At 71.3% G+C, this 15,991-nt stretch carries 23 protein-coding genes; 8 read left to right on the forward strand and 15 right to left on the reverse strand.

Features of this window, described 5'->3' with window-relative positions:
• The first annotated feature begins 228 nt into the window (after positions 1–228).
• The 4 genes from ACIQOW_RS18595 to ACIQOW_RS18610 all read left to right on the forward strand — a co-directional run bounded on the left by ACIQOW_RS18595 (position 229) and on the right by ACIQOW_RS18610 (position 2,134).
• Positions 229–834: a DUF317 domain-containing protein gene (locus tag ACIQOW_RS18595; protein WP_401086018.1), complete on the forward strand. Its 606-nt coding sequence runs from the start codon at positions 229–231 to the stop codon at positions 832–834.
• 113 nt (positions 835–947) lie between these two features.
• Entirely contained in the window at positions 948–1,262 is a 315-nt protein-coding gene (locus ACIQOW_RS18600; RefSeq protein WP_401086021.1) for a hypothetical protein, read from the forward strand.
• Between the two features lie 90 nt (positions 1,263–1,352).
• Positions 1,353–1,769, forward strand: a complete 417-nt coding sequence (locus tag ACIQOW_RS18605) for a hypothetical protein (protein ID WP_401086024.1) — start codon at positions 1,353–1,355, stop codon at positions 1,767–1,769.
• Positions 1,766–2,134 (forward strand): hypothetical protein, encoded by a 369-nt coding sequence (locus ACIQOW_RS18610; RefSeq protein ID WP_401086027.1) that lies wholly within the window; start codon positions 1,766–1,768, stop codon positions 2,132–2,134. Before ACIQOW_RS18605 ends, ACIQOW_RS18610 begins: the two co-directional genes overlap by 4 nt.
• Positions 2,135–2,271: 137 nt before the next feature.
• Here ACIQOW_RS18610 and ACIQOW_RS18615 read toward each other — a convergent pair whose 3' ends face one another.
• From ACIQOW_RS18615 to ACIQOW_RS18625, 3 genes are all read right to left on the reverse strand, one after another.
• Positions 2,272–2,448 carry a hypothetical protein gene (locus tag ACIQOW_RS18615; RefSeq protein ID WP_401086030.1) on the reverse strand — a complete coding sequence of 59 codons (177 nt, stop codon included), beginning with the start codon at positions 2,446–2,448 and terminating at the stop codon, positions 2,272–2,274.
• A 506-nt stretch (positions 2,449–2,954) separates the two neighbouring features.
• The gene (locus tag ACIQOW_RS18620) at positions 2,955–3,344 is read right to left on the reverse strand and encodes an ArsR/SmtB family transcription factor (RefSeq protein ID WP_401086034.1); all 390 of its coding nucleotides are present in this window, start codon (positions 3,342–3,344) and stop codon (positions 2,955–2,957) included.
• A 73-nt stretch (positions 3,345–3,417) separates the two neighbouring features.
• Entirely contained in the window at positions 3,418–3,765 is a 348-nt protein-coding gene (locus ACIQOW_RS18625) for a hypothetical protein (protein ID WP_401086037.1), read from the reverse strand.
• 598 nt (positions 3,766–4,363) lie between these two features.
• On the opposite strand from ACIQOW_RS18625, the gene ACIQOW_RS18630 reads away from it, so the two are divergent.
• Positions 4,364–4,780, forward strand: a complete 417-nt coding sequence (locus ACIQOW_RS18630; RefSeq protein ID WP_401086040.1) for a hypothetical protein — start codon at positions 4,364–4,366, stop codon at positions 4,778–4,780.
• A 118-nt stretch (positions 4,781–4,898) separates the two neighbouring features.
• Positions 4,899–5,531 carry a carbonic anhydrase gene (locus tag ACIQOW_RS18635; RefSeq protein ID WP_401086043.1) on the forward strand — a complete coding sequence of 211 codons (633 nt, stop codon included), beginning with the start codon at positions 4,899–4,901 and terminating at the stop codon, positions 5,529–5,531.
• A gap of 37 nt (positions 5,532–5,568) precedes the next feature.
• On the opposite strand, the gene ACIQOW_RS18640 is transcribed toward ACIQOW_RS18635, so the two are convergent.
• The 6 genes from ACIQOW_RS18640 to ACIQOW_RS18665 all read right to left on the reverse strand — a co-directional run bounded on the left by ACIQOW_RS18640 (position 5,569) and on the right by ACIQOW_RS18665 (position 9,378).
• Positions 5,569–5,928, reverse strand: coding sequence for a zinc ribbon domain-containing protein YjdM (locus ACIQOW_RS18640; protein ID WP_401086046.1), 360 nt, complete (start codon positions 5,926–5,928; stop codon positions 5,569–5,571).
• Between the two features lie 327 nt (positions 5,929–6,255).
• Positions 6,256–6,387: a DUF6126 family protein gene (locus ACIQOW_RS18645; protein WP_401086049.1), complete on the reverse strand. Its 132-nt coding sequence runs from the start codon at positions 6,385–6,387 to the stop codon at positions 6,256–6,258.
• 204 nt (positions 6,388–6,591) lie between these two features.
• Positions 6,592–6,984, reverse strand: a complete 393-nt coding sequence (locus ACIQOW_RS18650; RefSeq protein ID WP_401086052.1) for an ATP-binding protein — start codon at positions 6,982–6,984, stop codon at positions 6,592–6,594.
• Between the two features lie 115 nt (positions 6,985–7,099).
• Entirely contained in the window at positions 7,100–8,818 is a 1,719-nt protein-coding gene (locus ACIQOW_RS18655) for a SulP family inorganic anion transporter (protein WP_401086054.1), read from the reverse strand.
• A 17-nt stretch (positions 8,819–8,835) separates the two neighbouring features.
• Positions 8,836–9,183 carry an ArsR/SmtB family transcription factor gene (locus ACIQOW_RS18660; protein WP_401086057.1) on the reverse strand — a complete coding sequence of 116 codons (348 nt, stop codon included), beginning with the start codon at positions 9,181–9,183 and terminating at the stop codon, positions 8,836–8,838.
• 3 nt (positions 9,184–9,186) lie between these two features.
• The gene (locus ACIQOW_RS18665; protein ID WP_401086060.1) at positions 9,187–9,378 is read right to left on the reverse strand and encodes a hypothetical protein; all 192 of its coding nucleotides are present in this window, start codon (positions 9,376–9,378) and stop codon (positions 9,187–9,189) included.
• Between the two features lie 275 nt (positions 9,379–9,653).
• Here ACIQOW_RS18665 and ACIQOW_RS18670 point away from each other — a divergent pair, with 275 nt between their 5' ends.
• Entirely contained in the window at positions 9,654–10,031 is a 378-nt protein-coding gene (locus ACIQOW_RS18670; protein WP_401086063.1) for a hypothetical protein, read from the forward strand.
• Positions 10,032–10,264: 233 nt separating this feature from the next.
• Entirely contained in the window at positions 10,265–10,849 is a 585-nt protein-coding gene (locus ACIQOW_RS18675) for a DinB family protein (protein ID WP_401086065.1), read from the forward strand.
• Positions 10,850–10,921: 72 nt separating this feature from the next.
• Here the strand turns inward: ACIQOW_RS18675 and ACIQOW_RS18680 are convergent, their stop codons facing one another.
• The 6 genes from ACIQOW_RS18680 to ACIQOW_RS18705 all read right to left on the reverse strand — a co-directional run bounded on the left by ACIQOW_RS18680 (position 10,922) and on the right by ACIQOW_RS18705 (position 15,980).
• Positions 10,922–11,071 carry a hypothetical protein gene (locus ACIQOW_RS18680; RefSeq protein ID WP_401086068.1) on the reverse strand — a complete coding sequence of 50 codons (150 nt, stop codon included), beginning with the start codon at positions 11,069–11,071 and terminating at the stop codon, positions 10,922–10,924.
• A 106-nt stretch (positions 11,072–11,177) separates the two neighbouring features.
• A complete protein-coding gene (locus ACIQOW_RS18685) occupies positions 11,178–11,372 on the reverse strand; it encodes a hypothetical protein (protein WP_401086071.1) in 195 nt (64 codons plus the stop codon).
• Between the two features lie 109 nt (positions 11,373–11,481).
• On the reverse strand, positions 11,482–13,668 hold the full coding sequence (locus tag ACIQOW_RS18690) for a radical SAM protein (protein ID WP_401086074.1): 2,187 nt from the start codon (positions 13,666–13,668) through the stop codon (positions 11,482–11,484).
• A gap of 25 nt (positions 13,669–13,693) precedes the next feature.
• Positions 13,694–14,587: a hypothetical protein gene (locus tag ACIQOW_RS18695; RefSeq protein WP_401086077.1), complete on the reverse strand. Its 894-nt coding sequence runs from the start codon at positions 14,585–14,587 to the stop codon at positions 13,694–13,696.
• Positions 14,584–15,498 (reverse strand): NAD(P)-dependent oxidoreductase, encoded by a 915-nt coding sequence (locus ACIQOW_RS18700; protein WP_401086080.1) that lies wholly within the window; start codon positions 15,496–15,498, stop codon positions 14,584–14,586. The genes ACIQOW_RS18695 and ACIQOW_RS18700 overlap by 4 nt, the downstream gene beginning before the upstream one ends.
• Before the next feature lie 11 nt (positions 15,499–15,509).
• Complete coding sequence (locus ACIQOW_RS18705; RefSeq protein WP_401086082.1) at positions 15,510–15,980, reverse strand: NUDIX domain-containing protein; 471 nt, start codon at positions 15,978–15,980, stop codon at positions 15,510–15,512.
• Positions 15,981–15,991: the final 11 nt, after the last annotated feature.

The following is a 15,991-nucleotide window of genomic DNA, read 5'->3' on the forward strand; positions in this document are numbered from 1 at the left end:
CCTTCAGCAGCCGGCCCCCGCCGTGTTCGCCTGCAGCAGACGGCCAACCCCTGTACGGACTATGCGAAACCGGGCAGTCCAAGTCAACATGGACGACCACCGCAGCCCCTCGACGAGGAGGACGTTCCCCTGCCCATCGTGATCTCCGCCCCGGTTGTTCGCGGTCCGCGTCCTGGCGACGACATTCCGCACCGAGACTGGCCCACCGGCGAGGGCGACACCGACACCGTGAACGCGTTCCTCTACGAGCATCGCTGGACGTGGGGCGTCGAAGCCGACGGCGGCCTGCACGCCGCGTCGCCGTGCACCCGGGTCCACTTGGGCCACCAGCCCGACAGCCCGAACGCGGACACCTGGACCATCGCCGTGGACGGTACCGCCCGCCAGCCCGGTTGGAGAGCCCGCTTCAACCGGCACACCCCCGCCGAACTCGTCCTCGACCTGCTGACCGCACTGGTCAGCCGGTCCACACCCCGCCCGGATGGTCGCGGTCGGCGGACCGGCGACACCGTTCCCCGCCGCAACTGGCTCACCGGCGAGGGCAATGCCAACATCGTGAACGCGTTCCTCTACGAGCATGGCTGGGCCTGGGTGGTTGACGCCGACGGCGGGCTGCATGCCGCGTCCCCGTGCACCCGGGTCTACGTGGGCTACCAGCCCGACAACCCGAACGCGGACACCTGGACGATCGCCGTGGACGGTACCGCCCGCCAGCCCGGTTGGAGAGCCCGCTTCGATCGGCACACCCCCGCCGAACTCGTCCTCGACCTGCTGACCGCACTGGTCAGCCGCTCCACGCCCCGCCCGGTTACCGCCACTTCCCTTGCTGCCTGAGAGCGCACGTCGATGAGGCGAGTCTCCCTGCTGCGCGGTTGACCGACTACCGAGCAGGCGCCCTCCTCGCCCGGCGCGTCGGCCGGGAACCGCCGACTCCTACAACCGCCGATATGCCATCGCGGCCCGTCGCCGTACTCCGGCTGCCGGTCGACACTCCCGGCCCGGTCACCGCCCCCGCCGTTCCTCCGAAAGGACTCGTCATCACGCTCCGTCTTGATTCCCTCGCCTTCGCCAGGATCCTGGTGGCCGCCTCGGCCTTCGATCTCGTCTACGACGCCGCCTGGGCACACCGCACCACCCTCGGCGGCACGGTTCTGACGGTGGCCCAGCTGGCCGTCGCGTGGACGCTGATGTCGCGCGTCCCGATCCCGGCCGAGCCCTGCCGTGTCGACCGCGCGCCTTGCCCGCGCGGCCCGCAGGACTGATCTGCCCGTGCTCGCACGCCGCCGCGCCTCGGCCCAGCGGCCAGCCACCGACGCCGTTCCCGCGTCGGAGACAGCGACCACGGAGGCCCGTTGGACCCTGAAACCCTCGATCTGCACGGCAGCCGGGTCGGCATCGCCCGCGCCTTCGGCACCGCCTACGGCCCAAGGAACAGCGCTGGCGAGCGGACCCGCTACCACGTCCTGGCTTACCTCGCCCCCAGCGACCTCTACCTGGTGGCAGTCGGCGGCATCGACGCCGGGTACCGCTCCACACGCCTCCACCCGCGCGAAGGACGCTGCGGCTGGACCGCCCCAGAACTGCTCACCGAACTCGTCGTCGCCCACCCGGTGCGCGACCCGCGCGCAGGCCGCACCTTCTGCCACCACCACGTCCTCCCGGCACCACCCGAACTCCCTTGCCGGGTATGCCTGATCCGCCCGCCGCGCACCGACTGCCGCCTCTTCGACCGCTCACGCTACGCTCCGCTGCCCCAGGAGGCTTTGTGACCATCACCTCGACGATCTCCCGCCGCGGACTGCGCCGCGCGGCGATCTACTTGATCTCGCTCACCGCCTTCGCGGGCGCCGAGGCCGTGGCGGGCGCCGTGTGGCACAGACCGGCGATGACCGGGACCATGCTCGTCGGGTGCGCGGTGTCCGTCTTCGCGCTGTACCTGGTGTCCCGGCTGCTCGACGACAACGCCGACCGCGCGGTGCTGGGCCAGCTGGAGGAGGGAACGGCGACCTGCGAGGAACTGGCCGCCCGCCTCGGCCTGCGGCGGTCCGTCGTACGGCTGAGCCTCACCCGACTTCTCGGCGCCGGGCAGCTTTGCGAGAGCGCCCCTGGCACCTTCGGGCTGCTCGGTCGCTGAACTGCGGTGCCCTCCGGGGAATGCGAACAAGGCGGTGCCGCGAGGATTCGCGGCACCGCCTCGTTCGTGGTGCAGATGTCGGATCTCAACACCGGGTACGGCACGCCCGGTCAGGGTCATCTCGGTGTTGGAGTCGGCTACGCGCCGTCGGTGTCCGGCCACGTGCGGGCTTCCACCCGGCGCGCCCGGCGCCGGCGCAGCCGTGCGGCCTTCCGGCCGAACTCGCCGGTGTAGTAGAAGCAGGTGCACCCGCGCCCGGCGTACCGGCACTCATACCGATATCCGCGCAGTTCGCGTCCCAACATCGACGTCATCAGGTCCTCTCCGATCACTTCACATTCGGCCGCACAATGCCGAGTTGCCCATCTGCCGGCGGACCTGCGAGGCTGGGCCGTGGTCAGTTACCTGACCGAGCGCGGAGCTCGCCCGGATAGGGCCCGCACCGCCGGCGCAACTCGGCCGACAGTTCGCCGGCTCATACCGGCGGAGAGTACTTATTCCCGACGTGTCGTATTCTGCGCCAGCGCGGTGGAACCAGCTTCGGCAACCGTGGACTCGTTCCCCTACTGCAGCTGTGCTCGGCCAGCCGGGCCTCAACTCGAGGCCGGCCCCCTGCTCCCGGCTCAAGGCCCCCGGGCGATACATCTTGTATGCCATCACGTGGCATCAGCTGATGGACCATCAGAAGCCGATCGATGGCATGGCGGGATGCTCACCCCGCCGAAAGGCGAGTTACCCACAGCTGGAAGCGAGTGCACGGCGCTGGCTCGGGGTGGGTCCGCCCAACCCTGGCGGGTAGACGGCGGGCCTGGCCGTCAGGTCAGTGTGTGGGTGTCGGATCACTGCCGAGGTGGAGGTCGCTGAGGAGTTCGGCGCGGTCGGTCAGCAGGGTACTGAGGATGGAGCGGGCGGCCTTGAGCAGGTCGGCGACCTCGGGGCTGGTGAGGCGGTAGACGACGCTGGCACCGTCGCGGCGGGAGGCGACGACTCCGGCGCGGCGCAGGATGGCAAGCTGCTGGGAGAGGTGGGCGGCCTCGATCCCGACTTCGGGGAGCATGTCGGCGACGGCGCGTTCGCGCTCGCTCAGCAGTTCCAGGACGCGAATGCGCACGGGGTGGCCGAGGGTTTTGAAGAACTCGGCCTTGTGCTGGTAGAGCGGCACCGTGACGACGGAGGGCTGTCGCGGGGTGTCGGCGTTCAGGGAGATCACCGTCCCCTTATCTGGCGCTGGTTGGGTTGGACTTCATCGGCTGTGACTCTAGCAATGGGGCAAAAGGGGCCGCTCAGGGCATGGTGAGCGCGGTGCGGGCCGTGGCGCTGTCGGGATGGATGCGCAGGATGCCCAGGCCGTGGGCGGTGGCGATCAGGGGCGCCACCCGGTCTCCGAGGCCGCACACCGCCGGCGGGCCGTGGTCTGCGCCGAGGCGGGCGGCGGCGTCGACGATCGCCGCCTCGCCCTCGGCGTTCCAGCCTCGCAGGGCGGACAGGTCGATGCTGACCGGCCCGGTGCGGTGGGCCCGGGTCCAGTCCACGGCTCCGGTGAAGCGGTGCAGTGCGTCCTGGCCCAGGTAGCCGGACAGTCGCAGCAGGTCGACTCCGTCGCTGTGGTCGAGGTCCCATTGAATGCTCACCGCTGCCTCCTGGCCGCACGCCAGGGGCGGCGGTGAGCGTTCACGAGGTCCCGACGACCCATCGGGCGCGGGGGGATGTGCCCGCGGTGCGGGCTCCGTCCGCCTGCGGCCGGGCGCCACAAGTCGCACGCGACCACGAATGCGGCGAGCGGTGCCCAGGCGCAGCGGTGCGGTGGGATGCGCATCCCAGTCCCCTTTCCTCGTGGTTGCCAATATTAGCAACTGCTAAGGTCTGCAATGTGGCGGGGCTGCCGGAAGCGTCCGTCGCAGGGTGGGCCGCCCGGGAACCGACGCCTGGGCGGCCCACCCTTTCGGGGAGGGGTGCGTCGCAGGGGGGACTGTCGGCGCCGGGGTGGTCCGGGGCGGTTGCGCCGCCTGCGGCTGGTCGCGGGCGGGTTGGCGCTCTTGTTCGGAGGCCGGGCGACTCGACCGCTCGCACACAGTTGCTGATATTCGCAACTGCTAAAGTCTTTGTCTGGTGGCCCTCGGTGCCGCTGTCGGAGGCTGGCTCCCCGGTGCCGGGGCGGGCCTCCGGCTGGGCCTGCCCGCCGGCTCCGTGGCAGTGCGGGCCCGCCGGACCGTTGCTCCGAGGTGGCCGATGGACGATCAGCCAGTGCCTTCCCTGCTGGAGCTTCCCCAAGGTCAGGCCCTCGTACTGCTGGCGGGTCTTGGCGCGGGCCGGCTCGTCGCGGACCGGGCCGCGCCGGGCCCGGTCGGCCTGGTGGTGGTGAACCACCTGGTGGAGGGCGAGGACGTGTACCTGCGCGTGCACCTGCGGCCGGGCGGGGCCGACCACCCACAGCGCCTGACCTATCTGGCGCAGCGAATCGACCCGGAGGAACACACGGGCTGGCTGGTGCGGGTGACGGGGGCCGTGCGCCGGGTCGTGGAGCCGGGAGAGCTCGCCCGCCACCGGGTGCCGATGCGGGCCTGGCCGGACGAGGACAACGAGCACCTGCTGCTCCTGCGCCCCGAGCGGCTGACCGCCTACCACCTCACCCGCGGCCGGTGGTGAGAGCGTGGTATCCCGTCGCGAAGGCGTTGTGCCGGGGAATCGGGGGTCGATGGCGGCGGGCCGCCGGAGTGTTCTGCGGAGCGGGGCACTGACGGCCGTGTGCCTGGCGGCGCCTGCGGTGGCGCCGCCTGCCGGGGTCGCGGCTCCGCCGGAGGCCGGCACGCCCGAGCTGGCGCTGGCGCGGCTGAAGGCGGGCAACGACAAGTGGGTCGCCGACCGGGCCACCCGTCCCGACGTCGGCGCGGTCAGGCGCGTGCAGCTGGCAGGTGGCCAGGAGCCGTTCGCGGTGGTGTTCTCGTGCATCGACTCGCGGGTGCCGCCGGAGCTGGTCTTCGACCAGGGCTTGGGTGACCTGATGGTGGTGCGCACCGCCGCGCACACCCATGACGCGCTGGTGGCGGGGAGCCTGGAGTACGGCCCGGCCGAGCTCGCCACTCCGCTCGTGGTGGTCCTGGGCCACCAGAACTGCGGGGCGGTGACCGCGGCCGTGGAGTGCCTGCGGGAGGGTCGCAGGCTGCCCGGCCACCTCGCTGACATCGTGCACGACCTGCGCCGCCCCTACGACGAGGCCCGCCGTCAGGGTGTCGCGCCGGGACAGCTGGTGGAGGCGACGATCCGGGCCCAGACCCGGCAGACGGTCGCCGCGCTGCGCGGCGACCGTCTGCTGTCTCCCCTGGTGGCGGCCGGGCGGCTGCGGGTGGTCGGCGCGTACTACCGCCTGGACACCGGCGAGGTCACCTTCTCCGACTGATCCGGTCCTGGTGGAGAGGCGGTCGCAGGACGGCTGGTCAGGCTTTCTTGACCACGCTGGACTTGAGCTGCATCGGGCCGAAGCCGTCCACCTTGCAGTCGATGTCGTGGCCGTCCACGCCGTCGACCAGGCGGATGTTGCGGACCTTGGTGCCCGCCTTGATGCCCGAGGGGCTGCCCTTGACCTTGAGCGCCTTGACGACGGTGACGGTGTCGCCGTCGCTCAGCACGTTGCCGACCGCGTCCTTGATCACGCGCTCGCCCGCAGCGCCGGTGTCCTCGGTGTCGCCCTCGGTGAGGGCCCACTCGTGGCCGCACTCCGGGCAGACCATCAATGCGTCTATCTCGTAGGTGTACTCACCGGAGCACTTCGGGCAAGAGGGGAGGTTCTCACTCATATGGCAACAATATCTTTCGTAGTGGGGCGGTTTGTGCGGTGTGCGTGCGGACGGGGCGGGTGCGAGCGGTCCAGGGGATCAGGGCGTCGGGTGCGCGGGGTCGGCGCCCGGCGCCGTTGTCGGTGGCCGGGTCGCGGGCGGGCGGAGGCCGGGTTCGGTCCGGCCCTCGTCCTCGTGCGGCCGGATGCCGAAGGGGCTGGTGCGGCCGGGTCCGGTGGCGCCGAGCTGTGGTGCGCCGCCTTTGAGACGGTGTGGTCCGGGGATCAACGACGTCCTCCGTCGGGTTCGCTGTCAACGGGGTCGGGCCATCGGGCCGGGAGTTGGGGGTCAGTGGCGGTTGCCGAGGGCGAAGAGCAGGATCACGAAGCCGGCGAACAGGTGGGTGCCGGCGATGTAGATCGACGCGCGCACCAGCATCGCCTTGCGCTTGGCCTTCTCGTCGCTGACGGCATCACTCATGACCGGTGTTCCCCTTTCGGGCGGGACGGGGCGCCCCCGTACGGGGGCGGGGTCGGATGTGCAGGGGCTCGCCCATGGCGGCGGCCCGCCTCAATCGCTCTCGCAGGGCGGCCGCGTCCGCGGTGACGGGTGCCAGCGCGGCACTGTGGTCGTCGAAGGCGGTGATCTCGAAACGCAACGGGGGTCTCTTTCGCCGGTGCGCGGTCAGGGCAGGGGGCAGGGGAGCAGAACGCGGACGAATTTGCCGCTGCCGCCCGGGTCGTGACCGGCTGACAGGTGGCCTCCGAAGTCGTCGGCAATCTCGGCGATCACCGCGAGCCCGTACCCGGCGCGCGGGGCCGGTCGTGGCCGTGCCAGCGCGGGCAGGTACGGGTCCTCGTCGTGGACACTGATGTCCAGGTGGTCGTCCGTCATGGCGAAGGTCAGCGCCAGGTGGCTGGAGCGGGCGTGGCGGACGGCATTGACCGTCAGTTCGGTGACGACGAGAACGACGGCGTCCAGTGTGCTGGCGCGCCCCGGCACCCCCCAGCTGGTGAAGACGGTGCGGGCGGTGCGGGCGGACAAGGCGATTGCCGCCGGGGTGTTGGCCAGTGTCACGGTGTAGGCCGGTCCCCGTACTGGCGCGGGGCGCCGCACCAGTGGCACGTTCCGGTGCCGGCGCCCGAACAGATGCCACCGCCCGGTCACGCGCGGCCTCCCCGGTCGGTGGCCATCAGCGTCCCTTGCCGGTGGCGGTCAGCAGTACGCCGCTCAGGTGGTCCCTCGCGTACGCGATGGCCTGCGGGGTCGCCTCGAACACGCGCTGCTCGGCGTGCAGGGCGTCCAGCGCACCGAGGGCGTCGAGTGTCTTGAGGTGCTCCTCGCGCGCGCCGGAGACCAGGACGAGGATGCCGCGGCGCTCCAGCTTCGCGATGGCATCACCCAGCACCAGGGCGCCGGTGGCGTCGATCGCACTCACCCGGGAAAGCCGCAGGATCACCGCCTTCACGTCACTCGTCTCGGCGAGTTCGAGCAGGAAGCGGTGCGCGCCCGCGAAGAACACCGGCCCGTCGATGCGGTAGGCCACGATGTGATCCGCCAGCAGTGCTTGCTCCTCGCCGTGGTGGTCGGCCGGCGCCAGGCCCTCGTGCAACGCAACCCGGGTGAGGGCTGCCGAGCGGGCGACCTGGCGCAGCGCCAGCGCCCCCGCGACGAGCAGGCCGACGATGACCGCCGTGACCAGGTCGAACGCCAGGGTCGCCGCCGCGGTCAGTGCGAGGACCGCCGCCTCGCCCCGGCCGCTGCGCGCCAGCGCCCGCACGGAGGCGACCTCGACCATGCGGATCGCGGTGGCGATCAGCACGCCGGCCAGCGCCGCCAGCGGGATGCCCGACACCAGAGGGGCAGCGACGAACACCACTACCGCGAGCACGGCGGCGTGGACGAGGGCGGCCAGGCGTGAGGCGGCACCGGAGCGGACGTTGACGGCGGTGCGGGCGATCGCCCCGGTCGCGGCGACGCCGCCGAACAACGGCGCCACCAGGTTGGCTATGCCCTGGCCGAACAGTTCGCGGTCACTGTCGTGGCGTTCACTGACGCTCATCGCATCCGCCGCCGTCGCCGACATCAGCGACTCCAGCGCCGCCAGCGCCGCGACCGCCAGCGCGGCGGTCGCCAGCTGCGGCACATCACCCACGTGGAGGAAGCCGAGCGAGGGGGCGGGCAGCCCGGCGGGCAGGTGCCCGATCGTTGCCATGTGAAGGTGCGCAAGGGACGTGACCAGGGTGGCCGCAACGACGGCGAGCAGCGAGAACGGGATGCCCGGGCGCAACCGGGCGCCGACCAGCATGACCAGGGCGACGCCGCTCGCCAGCGCGAGCGAGGCCGGGTGCGGGGCATGGGCGAAGTCCTTGACCGCGTCCCAGGCGGTGACCACGACGTTCTGCGCGCCCGACGCCTTCACGCCGAGCGCGGCCGGTATCTGCTGGAGGCCGATCACTCCGGCGATTCCCAGGGTGAAACCCTCCACCACTGGGGCCGGCACGTAGGCCATGAACCGGCCGGCGCCGCCGAGCGCGGCTGCGACCAGCAGCACTCCGGCCATCAGGCCCACCGTCAGGACGCCTTCGGTGCCGAACCGGTGGACGATCGGGACCAGGACCACCGTCATCGCTCCGGTCGGCCCGCTGACCTGGAGGTTGGAGCCGCCGAAGAACGCGGCGAGCGCGCCGGCCACCACCGCGGTCGCCAGCCCCGCCTCGGCCCCCGCGCCGGACGCGACCCCGAAGCCCAGCGCCAGCGGCAGCGCGACGATCGCCACCGTCAGTCCCGCCAGCAGGTCTTTGCGCGGCGAGCGGCCCATCGTCGCCAGCCCCGCCCGGTCGGGCAGCACCGCCCGCAGCCGCGTACCCGCCCGCCGGGCGAACACCGCGAACGCGGAAGATCGTCCCATGCCTGTGGACGCCCCGCTCATGCCCGGTGCGCCTGTCGTTCGGGCTCGCGCAGTTCGGCGAGCAGCGCCCCCTGGTCGGCGATCATCTCGGTGAGGATGCGACGGGCCGCGCGCAGCAGCTCGGCCACGTCCGGGGTGGCCAGCGCGTACACCACGGTGTTGCCCTCCCGGGTGGCCGTGACCAGCTGGGTACGGCGCAGCACCGCCAGCTGCTGGGACAGGCTGGAGGGCTCGATCTCAATCGCGGCCAGCAGGTCTCGCACCGGCCGCGGCCCGTCCTGGAGCAGCTCCAGCACACGGATGCGGACCGGGTGGCCGAGGGTACGGAAGAACTCCGCCTTCGCCTGGTACAGCGGCACCGCCATCGCTCAGTCCTCTTCCTCTTCGTCCGCGCCGCTCTCCAGCACGATGCCGTGGTGGGCCGCGATGCGCAGCAGCTGCGTGATCCGCCCCCCGTACGCCTGGGCGCCGTCCTCGTCGCCGCTCTCCCGCGCCCGGGCGCGCATCTGCCGGGCCTCGGCCAGCTGCGCACGCAGTTCCTCGTCGAACACGTCGCTCATCGTCGCCCTCCCATAGCCGGACACCGGGACGTCCGACGGCGCAGAACCTCTCACTACAAGGATGCAGCATCTATGAATGTGAAGAATTCTTCAACTTGCAATCAAAGCAAGTTGCATCCGGCCTATGGCGCGCCGACCGTGATCAGTTGCGGTCACAGCCCCGTGTCACTGCGACGCCATCCGTAGCCTCACGGACACGAGGAGCCCGCACCGCCGTGTCCGGGCCGGCCGGCGCGGCCAAGACCGGCACAGCCAGAGCAAAGGGAGCGTGGAACGTGAACGGAGTCGACCGGGCACTCAGCGGCGCGATGGACATCGACGGCGCACTCGGCGCGGCCCTCGTCGACTACGACAGCGGCATGGCCCTGGGCACCCGCATCGCAGCAGTCACCGGCCTCGACCTGGCCCTGGCCGCTGCCGGGTGCACGGACATCGTCCGCGCCACCCGCCGCGCCCTGGACACACTGAACCTGGGCGCCGAAGAGGTCGAGGACATCCTCGTCGCCCTCACCGGCCAGTACCACCTGATCCGACCGCTCACCCGAACAAACGGCAGCAGCCTTTTCCTGTACCTCGTCCTGGACCGCACCCGAGCCAACCTCGCCATGGCCCGCCACCACCTGCGCCGCATCGAGGCCACGCTGGAGCTCTAGACACCCCCGGCTGTTCCCCCTGGTCGCTGGTGAAGGCGGGCGGGCCGCCGGCGAAGATCGAGCCGTCGAACAGCAGGGGCCCGGCCGGCTGGAAGTTGTCGCACGTGACAGGTTTCGCGAGGTTCTTGTAGCAGGTCAGGTGGCGGCCATGGCCATGCCTCGGCTCTGCCAGTCGCTGCGGACCACGTACGGGATCTTGAGACCACGAGCAGCCCATGGCAGGCTCGTGCCGCATGATCGATGAGTTCGCGAAAGACAACCTGCACGGGCGACTGCGGCGGGACCGCGAGGCGCTGCTCTGGAAGCTCGACGGCCTGTCGGAATACGACGCCCGTCGGCCTTTGACGGCGACCGGGACCAACCTCCTGGGTCTGGTCAAGCATGTGGCCAGCGTCGAGGCCAGGTACTTCGGCGAGGTCTTCGACCGCCCTTCCCCGGAATCGATGCCGCGGTGGCAGGACGCCGACGGCAGCGATCTGTGGGCGGCCGAGCACGAGACCCGCGATCAGATCATCGGGTTCTACCGGCGCACGTGGGAACACTCGGACGCGACAATCAACGAGCTTCCCCTCGACGCCCCCGGCCACGTGCCGTGGTGGCCGGAGCCATATGCCGACACGAACCTGTTCGCCGTCATGGTCCATATCCTCGGCGAGTCGATCCGGCATGCCGGGCACGCCGACATCCTGCGCGAGGGCCTCGACGGCCGGACCGGGTTGCGTCCCGAACACGAACAGCAGATCGACAAGGAAGCCCGTGCGGCCTACTGCGCGAAAATCGAGAAGGCCGCCAGGTCGGCCGGACCAAGAGAGGCATAGTACGGGTGCCGTGCGCGTAGGCCGCTCGGTCCGCCGCGCACGGCACTGGGTGGTGGGCCGCGGCTTCGCGCCCTACCCCTCAGCGATGACAGCGGGTTCGCTGTCCTCCAGACGCTGGCGGATGCTGGCGTACCGCTCCGGCCCCCACTCGGGCGACGCGGCCAGTTCAGCCTCCACCCAAGCGTCTATGCTCCTGCCCAGTTCCTCATCGTACGTGTCCATGCGGTTACCCCCTGGCAACACCCCAGGTCAGGACTACCTGGTTGTGTTAAGTCATTGGCACCACTGGCACGCCGCGAAACCAACCGGCGAGGCATGCCTCCGAGGCTCAACCGCGATTCTCGACACGCTGCGGGAGATGGGCGTGAGGTTGCGCCCCGGAGTCCGCCTGACCCGCGCGCCGGATCCCTAGCAGGGCAAAGATCGCCTCCTGCTTCTCCGCAGACCATGCGGGCGACAAAGCGAGCCGCTCCTCCACCCAGACGTTGATCAACTCGTCCAACTCATCACCAGCCGCATCCATCCAGCGACCCTATGGCACCAGGCAAGTCTCGAAGCAGGCCATCGTGAATCGGTCACGCTGGATGTTGGTTCCGATGCCACACCGCCCGTTAGCCGCAGTGCCGCCCTCCTTACTCCCCGTCAAAGCCCTCGGCTTGCGGCGCTTCCCCTCGGCGGGATTCGAGGTATCCGATCCAGTCGCGTCCGCCCCGTTTGCCCCAGTACACCGCCGTGGTGATGTGCAGGTCGAGCAGTTCGCTGACCACCGGTGCGGGCAGGTCCTGGGCCAGGGTGAGGACGGCGGTGTTGCGGGCTGCCCGGACCTCGATGCCGTGGGCGGCGAGCCGCTCGGCGAGGCGGTGGGCGCTGACCGGGCGGCCGGGCAGGGCTCCTGGGAACAGCCACTCGCGGGGCACCGTGCCCTCACGGTGCCGGGCCAGGTGCCGGGGACTGCTCAGTGCCTGGGCGCTCACCAGCCGGGCGACGGCCGGGGGAAGCAGGGCCGGTGCGTGGCGGGCGGCGTGGATCAGGACGCGGGCGCCCTGGTCGAGACCGGCGAAGTAGGTGTCCCAGTCCCCGTCGGTGGGCACGAGCCGGATCTCGAGGGTGCGGTGGGTCCTGCCGGTGGCCGTGCTGGCGAGGTCGGTGTGGATCAGCTGGAGCGTCAGCCCCGTGGGCAGGTAGGGGGCGGCGCGGGTGACGGCGTGACAGGCGCGAGCAGCGAGTTGTCCGTACTCGGCGGGGCTGCGCGGCAGGAGGCCGACGCGGAACGGGGACGGCGGCGCGTCGCTGCCGGTGTGCTGGTGGCCCTCGCAGCTGTCGTACGTGGCGGCCCCCCAGCTGCCGATGACGGTGTCGAGGAGCGGTTTAACGCGGGGCTCGATGCCGTCGGCCCACTGGAGGTGGAGGGGGTCGAGGTCGTCGGCTTCCTGGATGCCGGGCAGGCCGCTCGTGTTGATGTTGCCGTACTCGCTGGTGACCAGCCGGGCCGGCTTGCGGGGTGCGTCGGGGTTGTCCCAGCGGGCGAGGAAGGCGTCGGCGTCGGCCATCTCGTTGACGGCGTGGCGCCGCCAGTGGGCGGTGCGGCACAGCGCTCCGGCGGGGTGACCGGGTGCGGCAAGGAGGGCGGCGACGCCGTCGACGAGTCGGGCGCGGTGCTGGCAGTAGGCGTCGTCGCTGCCGGTGGCCTTGAGCATGCGCCAGCGGGTCGCGGTGCACCCGCCGCCGCACACCGCCCGGTAGGGGCAGGTGAGGCACTTGGTCATCATGGCTCGCCCGCCCGTGAGCAGGGTGTTAGCGTGCTGTGCTGCCGTGATCTGCTGCTCACCGACGACGGTCAGCGGCAGGAGCTTGGCGGCCGGCCACGGGAGTTCGTCGCAGGAGCCGAGGTCGTCGTTGGGGTAGGCGGTGAAAACGTGCGAGCACTTGAGGTTGGAGAAGTGGCAGTGGTCCCCACCAACACCGTTCAGCTGGCGGATCACCGCAACGACGGGGTCCAGTTTGATCCGCTGGTGGTGGCCGGCGGCGATCCAATGGCCAGCGGCTTGGAGAACGAACCGGGCGTACTGGTCGGGGGTGATCGCCCAGTCCGGTCCCTGCGCGGTGATGGCCCGCTGCTGTAGAAGACGGCTCGCGGGTGTCCTTCGGGAGGCGGAGGCGGTTGCGGTTGTGGTCGAGCCGTCGAACGCCGGGACCAGGTTGATGGCGTTGACCGCGGTGAACGAGGCGATGTGGTCGAGGATCTCGGCGGCTCGGCCCAGGACATTCGGGGTCACGACGGTGACGACACCGCAGGTGCGCCCACGCCGGGCGAGGAGGTCGAGCGCGGCGGCGATCCGGGGATAGATCGGCTGCGCGTCGTAGCCGACGCGCCAGGAGTTGCCCTGCTCGTCCCCGTCGAGGGATATCCCGATGCTCAACTGCGGGTAGTGCCGTTCGAAGAGGTCGAGCCAGGAGTCGTCGAGCTTGACGCCGTTGGTCTGGAGGTGAACGCGCAGGACGGCGGGCTGGGCGGCGAGTTCGTCGAGGATCTCGGCCATGGCGTCCTGACCGACGGTGAGCGGCTCACCGCCATGGAGTTCGATCACAAGGCGTCGGCCGGGGAAGAGCGTTCCGAGCTTGCGGATCTGCTCGCGGGTGATGGCGGCGCCGCCGGGGCGTTCCTTGCGCTTTTCGAAGCAATACGAACAGTCGACATCGCAGACATCGTTACGCAGCTTGCAGACGATCGAGACGGCGGTGTCGAGGTCAGTGTCCTCCAGGGTGAGCCACAGGGACTCGATGCCGGCGGGCTCAGTGCAGGTAGTGGTGTCCGGCATGGGTACCTCCGGCCGGTCGGGGTGGTCAGGAGCGGGTGGTGGTGGCCCAGGCGTGGAACTGGACGTCGGTGAGCGGGATGAGGTCGTCGCCGCGTTGCAGGGCCCAGCCGTCGCTGCACCGCTGGGGCAGCCAGCCCAGGCCCGACCAGGCCGGGTCGAGGGACGGGTCGCCGGGTTCGGGCGTGCCCCAGCGGGAGGTCAGGGCCTGGCAGAGCCGCGTTCGGACGGCCCGGAAGGCGGTCTCGGTTCCGAAGGGCCGGCCGGTGTCGGGCAGCGTGGGGACGGCTCGGGGGGCTTGGTCGGGGCCGGTGGCCAGGCCGAGCAGGGCGGGCAGCCACTTCTCGCCCAGCAGCGGCTGCCCGGCCGCGGCAGCCTCGGCCTGCGCGACCACCACCGCCAGGCGCTGCCAGACGAGTTGCTCGGAGAGGCGCTGGCGGGCCTCGATGAGCCCGAGCAGGTCCTCGGTCAGGCTTATCGCGGCCTGGACACGGTCTGCCAGTGCCCACCGGGCGTACTGGTCCGCCTCGTTCTTGTCGAGCACCGGGTTCTGCTCGCCCTGGTCGAGGACGACTGCGGTGCGCAGGGTCGTCAGATCGCTCAGGCGGCTGCGTACGGTGCGGAAGGCGGCGACGTCGCCCTCGCGGGGCAGGTCGAAGGAGGCGAGCAGGCCGTACAGTTCGCCGAGTTCCGCGGCGGTGCTGGTGTGGAGGTCGACGCGGATCCCGTCGACCACCTGCGAGACGACCCGCAGTGGTTGCCCGACCGGGGTGACGATCCGCAGGTCGATGTCGGAGCGGGCGTGGGCGAGGCCGTGGGCGAGGGCGCCTTCGAGTCGGATCTGCGCGCCCGGGTGCTCGGCGGCCAGGACCGCGGCGGTGGCGTGGGCGATCCGCAGGCGTTCGGTGTGCCAGGGCGTCACGGTCTCACCTGCTCGTGGCGGTCGGCCAGGGAGCGGGCGGTGGCGGCGACCCACGTGTCCAGGCGGTCGCGGACGTCGGTGCGCTGGGCGCCGATGTGCGGGGTGGCGATCAGGTTGCGCGGTGTTCCGACGCGGGGCAGCAGTCTCATGTCCTCGGGGTCGACGGGGTCCAGGGCCAGGCCGGCGAGATCGCCGTCGTCGAGCGCTTCCAGGCACGCCGGGACGTCGAGGGTGGCCAGCCGTCCGACGCACACGAGCATCGGGCAGCGCCTGCGCGCGGCGGTCAGGAAGGCCGGGCCGAAGGCGCCCTGGTTCTCAGGGGTGCCCGGGAGGGCGACCAGGTGAATGTCGGCCCACTCGGTCAGGGCGGCGGCCGGGAGCTGGCGGATGTCGGCGGGGATGCTGGGCCGGGCAGCGTAGGCGATCTCGCCGACGTGCGCGGCCAGGGCGCCCTCGCATGCCTGGCCGATCGCTCCGGCGCCCCAGATCGCGAGGCGGGCCTCGGCGAGCGGGCGGGTCAGGCAGCCGGCCTTGAGGTGCGCGCCCGCGGCGAGGGCCGACTGCCCGAGCGGGATGCGCCGGGCGAGCGAGAGGATCGCCGCGAGCGCCCACTGCGCGACGGAGTCGGCGGCGGGGACGGGGTTGCGGTGCACCGTGATTCCGCGGCTGGCCAGTTCCGGCAGGTCCAGGCCGTCCAGGCCAGAACCCGCGCGGATGACGTGCCGCAGTCCCGGCAGGCGCCGCAGCTGGTCGGCTCCCAGGCGGACCCCGGAACGCAGGACCACCACGGTGGTGGTGTCGTCGAGGACGTCGAGGGAGTCCGTGGTGCGCACGGTCCAGTCGGGCAGCGCTTGGGCGAGCGTGCTGCGGTCGGTGGCGCCGCCCACGATCAGGGCGGTCGGACGGCTCACGGCCGGGGCGCTCACCACCGGTCCACCAGGATGTCGCGGGGGTTGGCAAGCGAGTCCAGGAGCGGCTGGTTGACCTTCGGCAGCAGGTGCTTGCCGGGCAGGTCGGCCAGCGGCACCCATTCGAAGCCGACCTGCATCGGGTCGATCGGGTCGGACATCCGCGGCTCGGTATTGCCGTCGGTGATCTCGGCGAGGAAGTTGTGCTGGGTCTTGTGCTGGGGGCCGAGGTCGAAGCCGTACTGTCCGGGGACGTACTCAACGACGAACAGCTCCCGGACGGTGCGCACGTTCAGGCCGGTCTCCTGCAGCACCTTGCGCACGACCGCGTCGCGCAGCGATTCCCCCTCGACGGCCTTGCCACCGGGCAGGTTGTAGTGGAAGTCGCCGCCGTCGTCGCTGTCGTCGTAGGACAGCAGCAGGATCTCGCCGTTGTGGACGATCGCGGCTTTCACCGAGACGCTGATCTTGGGCAGTTGCGTCATACCGGGCTCCT

It is taken from the genome of Kitasatospora sp. NPDC091335, from assembly GCF_044757205.1.
In the GTDB taxonomy this organism is placed as follows: domain Bacteria; phylum Actinomycetota; class Actinomycetes; order Streptomycetales; family Streptomycetaceae; genus Kitasatospora.

What these genes read in the sequence shown, in the direction of transcription:
- ACIQOW_RS18660 (WP_401086057.1), bottom strand. Translation starts at nt 9,183, where the DNA reads ATGGCGGTGCCGCTGTACCAGGCGAAGGCGGAGTTCTTCCGTACCCTC.
- ACIQOW_RS18615 (WP_401086030.1), bottom strand. Translation starts at nt 2,448, where the DNA reads ATGACGTCGATGTTGGGACGCGAACTGCGCGGATATCGGTATGAGTGC.
- ACIQOW_RS18690 (WP_401086074.1), bottom strand. Translation starts at nt 13,668, where the DNA reads ATGCCGGACACCACTACCTGCACTGAGCCCGCCGGCATCGAGTCCCTG.
- ACIQOW_RS18665 (WP_401086060.1), bottom strand. Translation starts at nt 9,378, where the DNA reads ATGAGCGACGTGTTCGACGAGGAACTGCGTGCGCAGCTGGCCGAGGCC.
- ACIQOW_RS18645 (WP_401086049.1), bottom strand. Translation starts at nt 6,387, where the DNA reads ATGAGTGATGCCGTCAGCGACGAGAAGGCCAAGCGCAAGGCGATGCTG.
- ACIQOW_RS18675 (WP_401086065.1), top strand. Translation starts at nt 10,265, where the DNA reads ATGATCGATGAGTTCGCGAAAGACAACCTGCACGGGCGACTGCGGCGG.
- ACIQOW_RS18600 (WP_401086021.1), top strand. Translation starts at nt 948, where the DNA reads ATGCCATCGCGGCCCGTCGCCGTACTCCGGCTGCCGGTCGACACTCCC.
- ACIQOW_RS18705 (WP_401086082.1), bottom strand. Translation starts at nt 15,980, where the DNA reads ATGACGCAACTGCCCAAGATCAGCGTCTCGGTGAAAGCCGCGATCGTC.
- ACIQOW_RS18640 (WP_401086046.1), bottom strand. Translation starts at nt 5,928, where the DNA reads ATGAGTGAGAACCTCCCCTCTTGCCCGAAGTGCTCCGGTGAGTACACC.
- ACIQOW_RS18630 (WP_401086040.1), top strand. Translation starts at nt 4,364, where the DNA reads ATGGACGATCAGCCAGTGCCTTCCCTGCTGGAGCTTCCCCAAGGTCAG.
- ACIQOW_RS18655 (WP_401086054.1), bottom strand. Translation starts at nt 8,818, where the DNA reads ATGGGACGATCTTCCGCGTTCGCGGTGTTCGCCCGGCGGGCGGGTACG.
- ACIQOW_RS18685 (WP_401086071.1), bottom strand. Translation starts at nt 11,372, where the DNA reads ATGGATGCGGCTGGTGATGAGTTGGACGAGTTGATCAACGTCTGGGTG.
- ACIQOW_RS18680 (WP_401086068.1), bottom strand. Translation starts at nt 11,071, where the DNA reads ATGGACACGTACGATGAGGAACTGGGCAGGAGCATAGACGCTTGGGTG.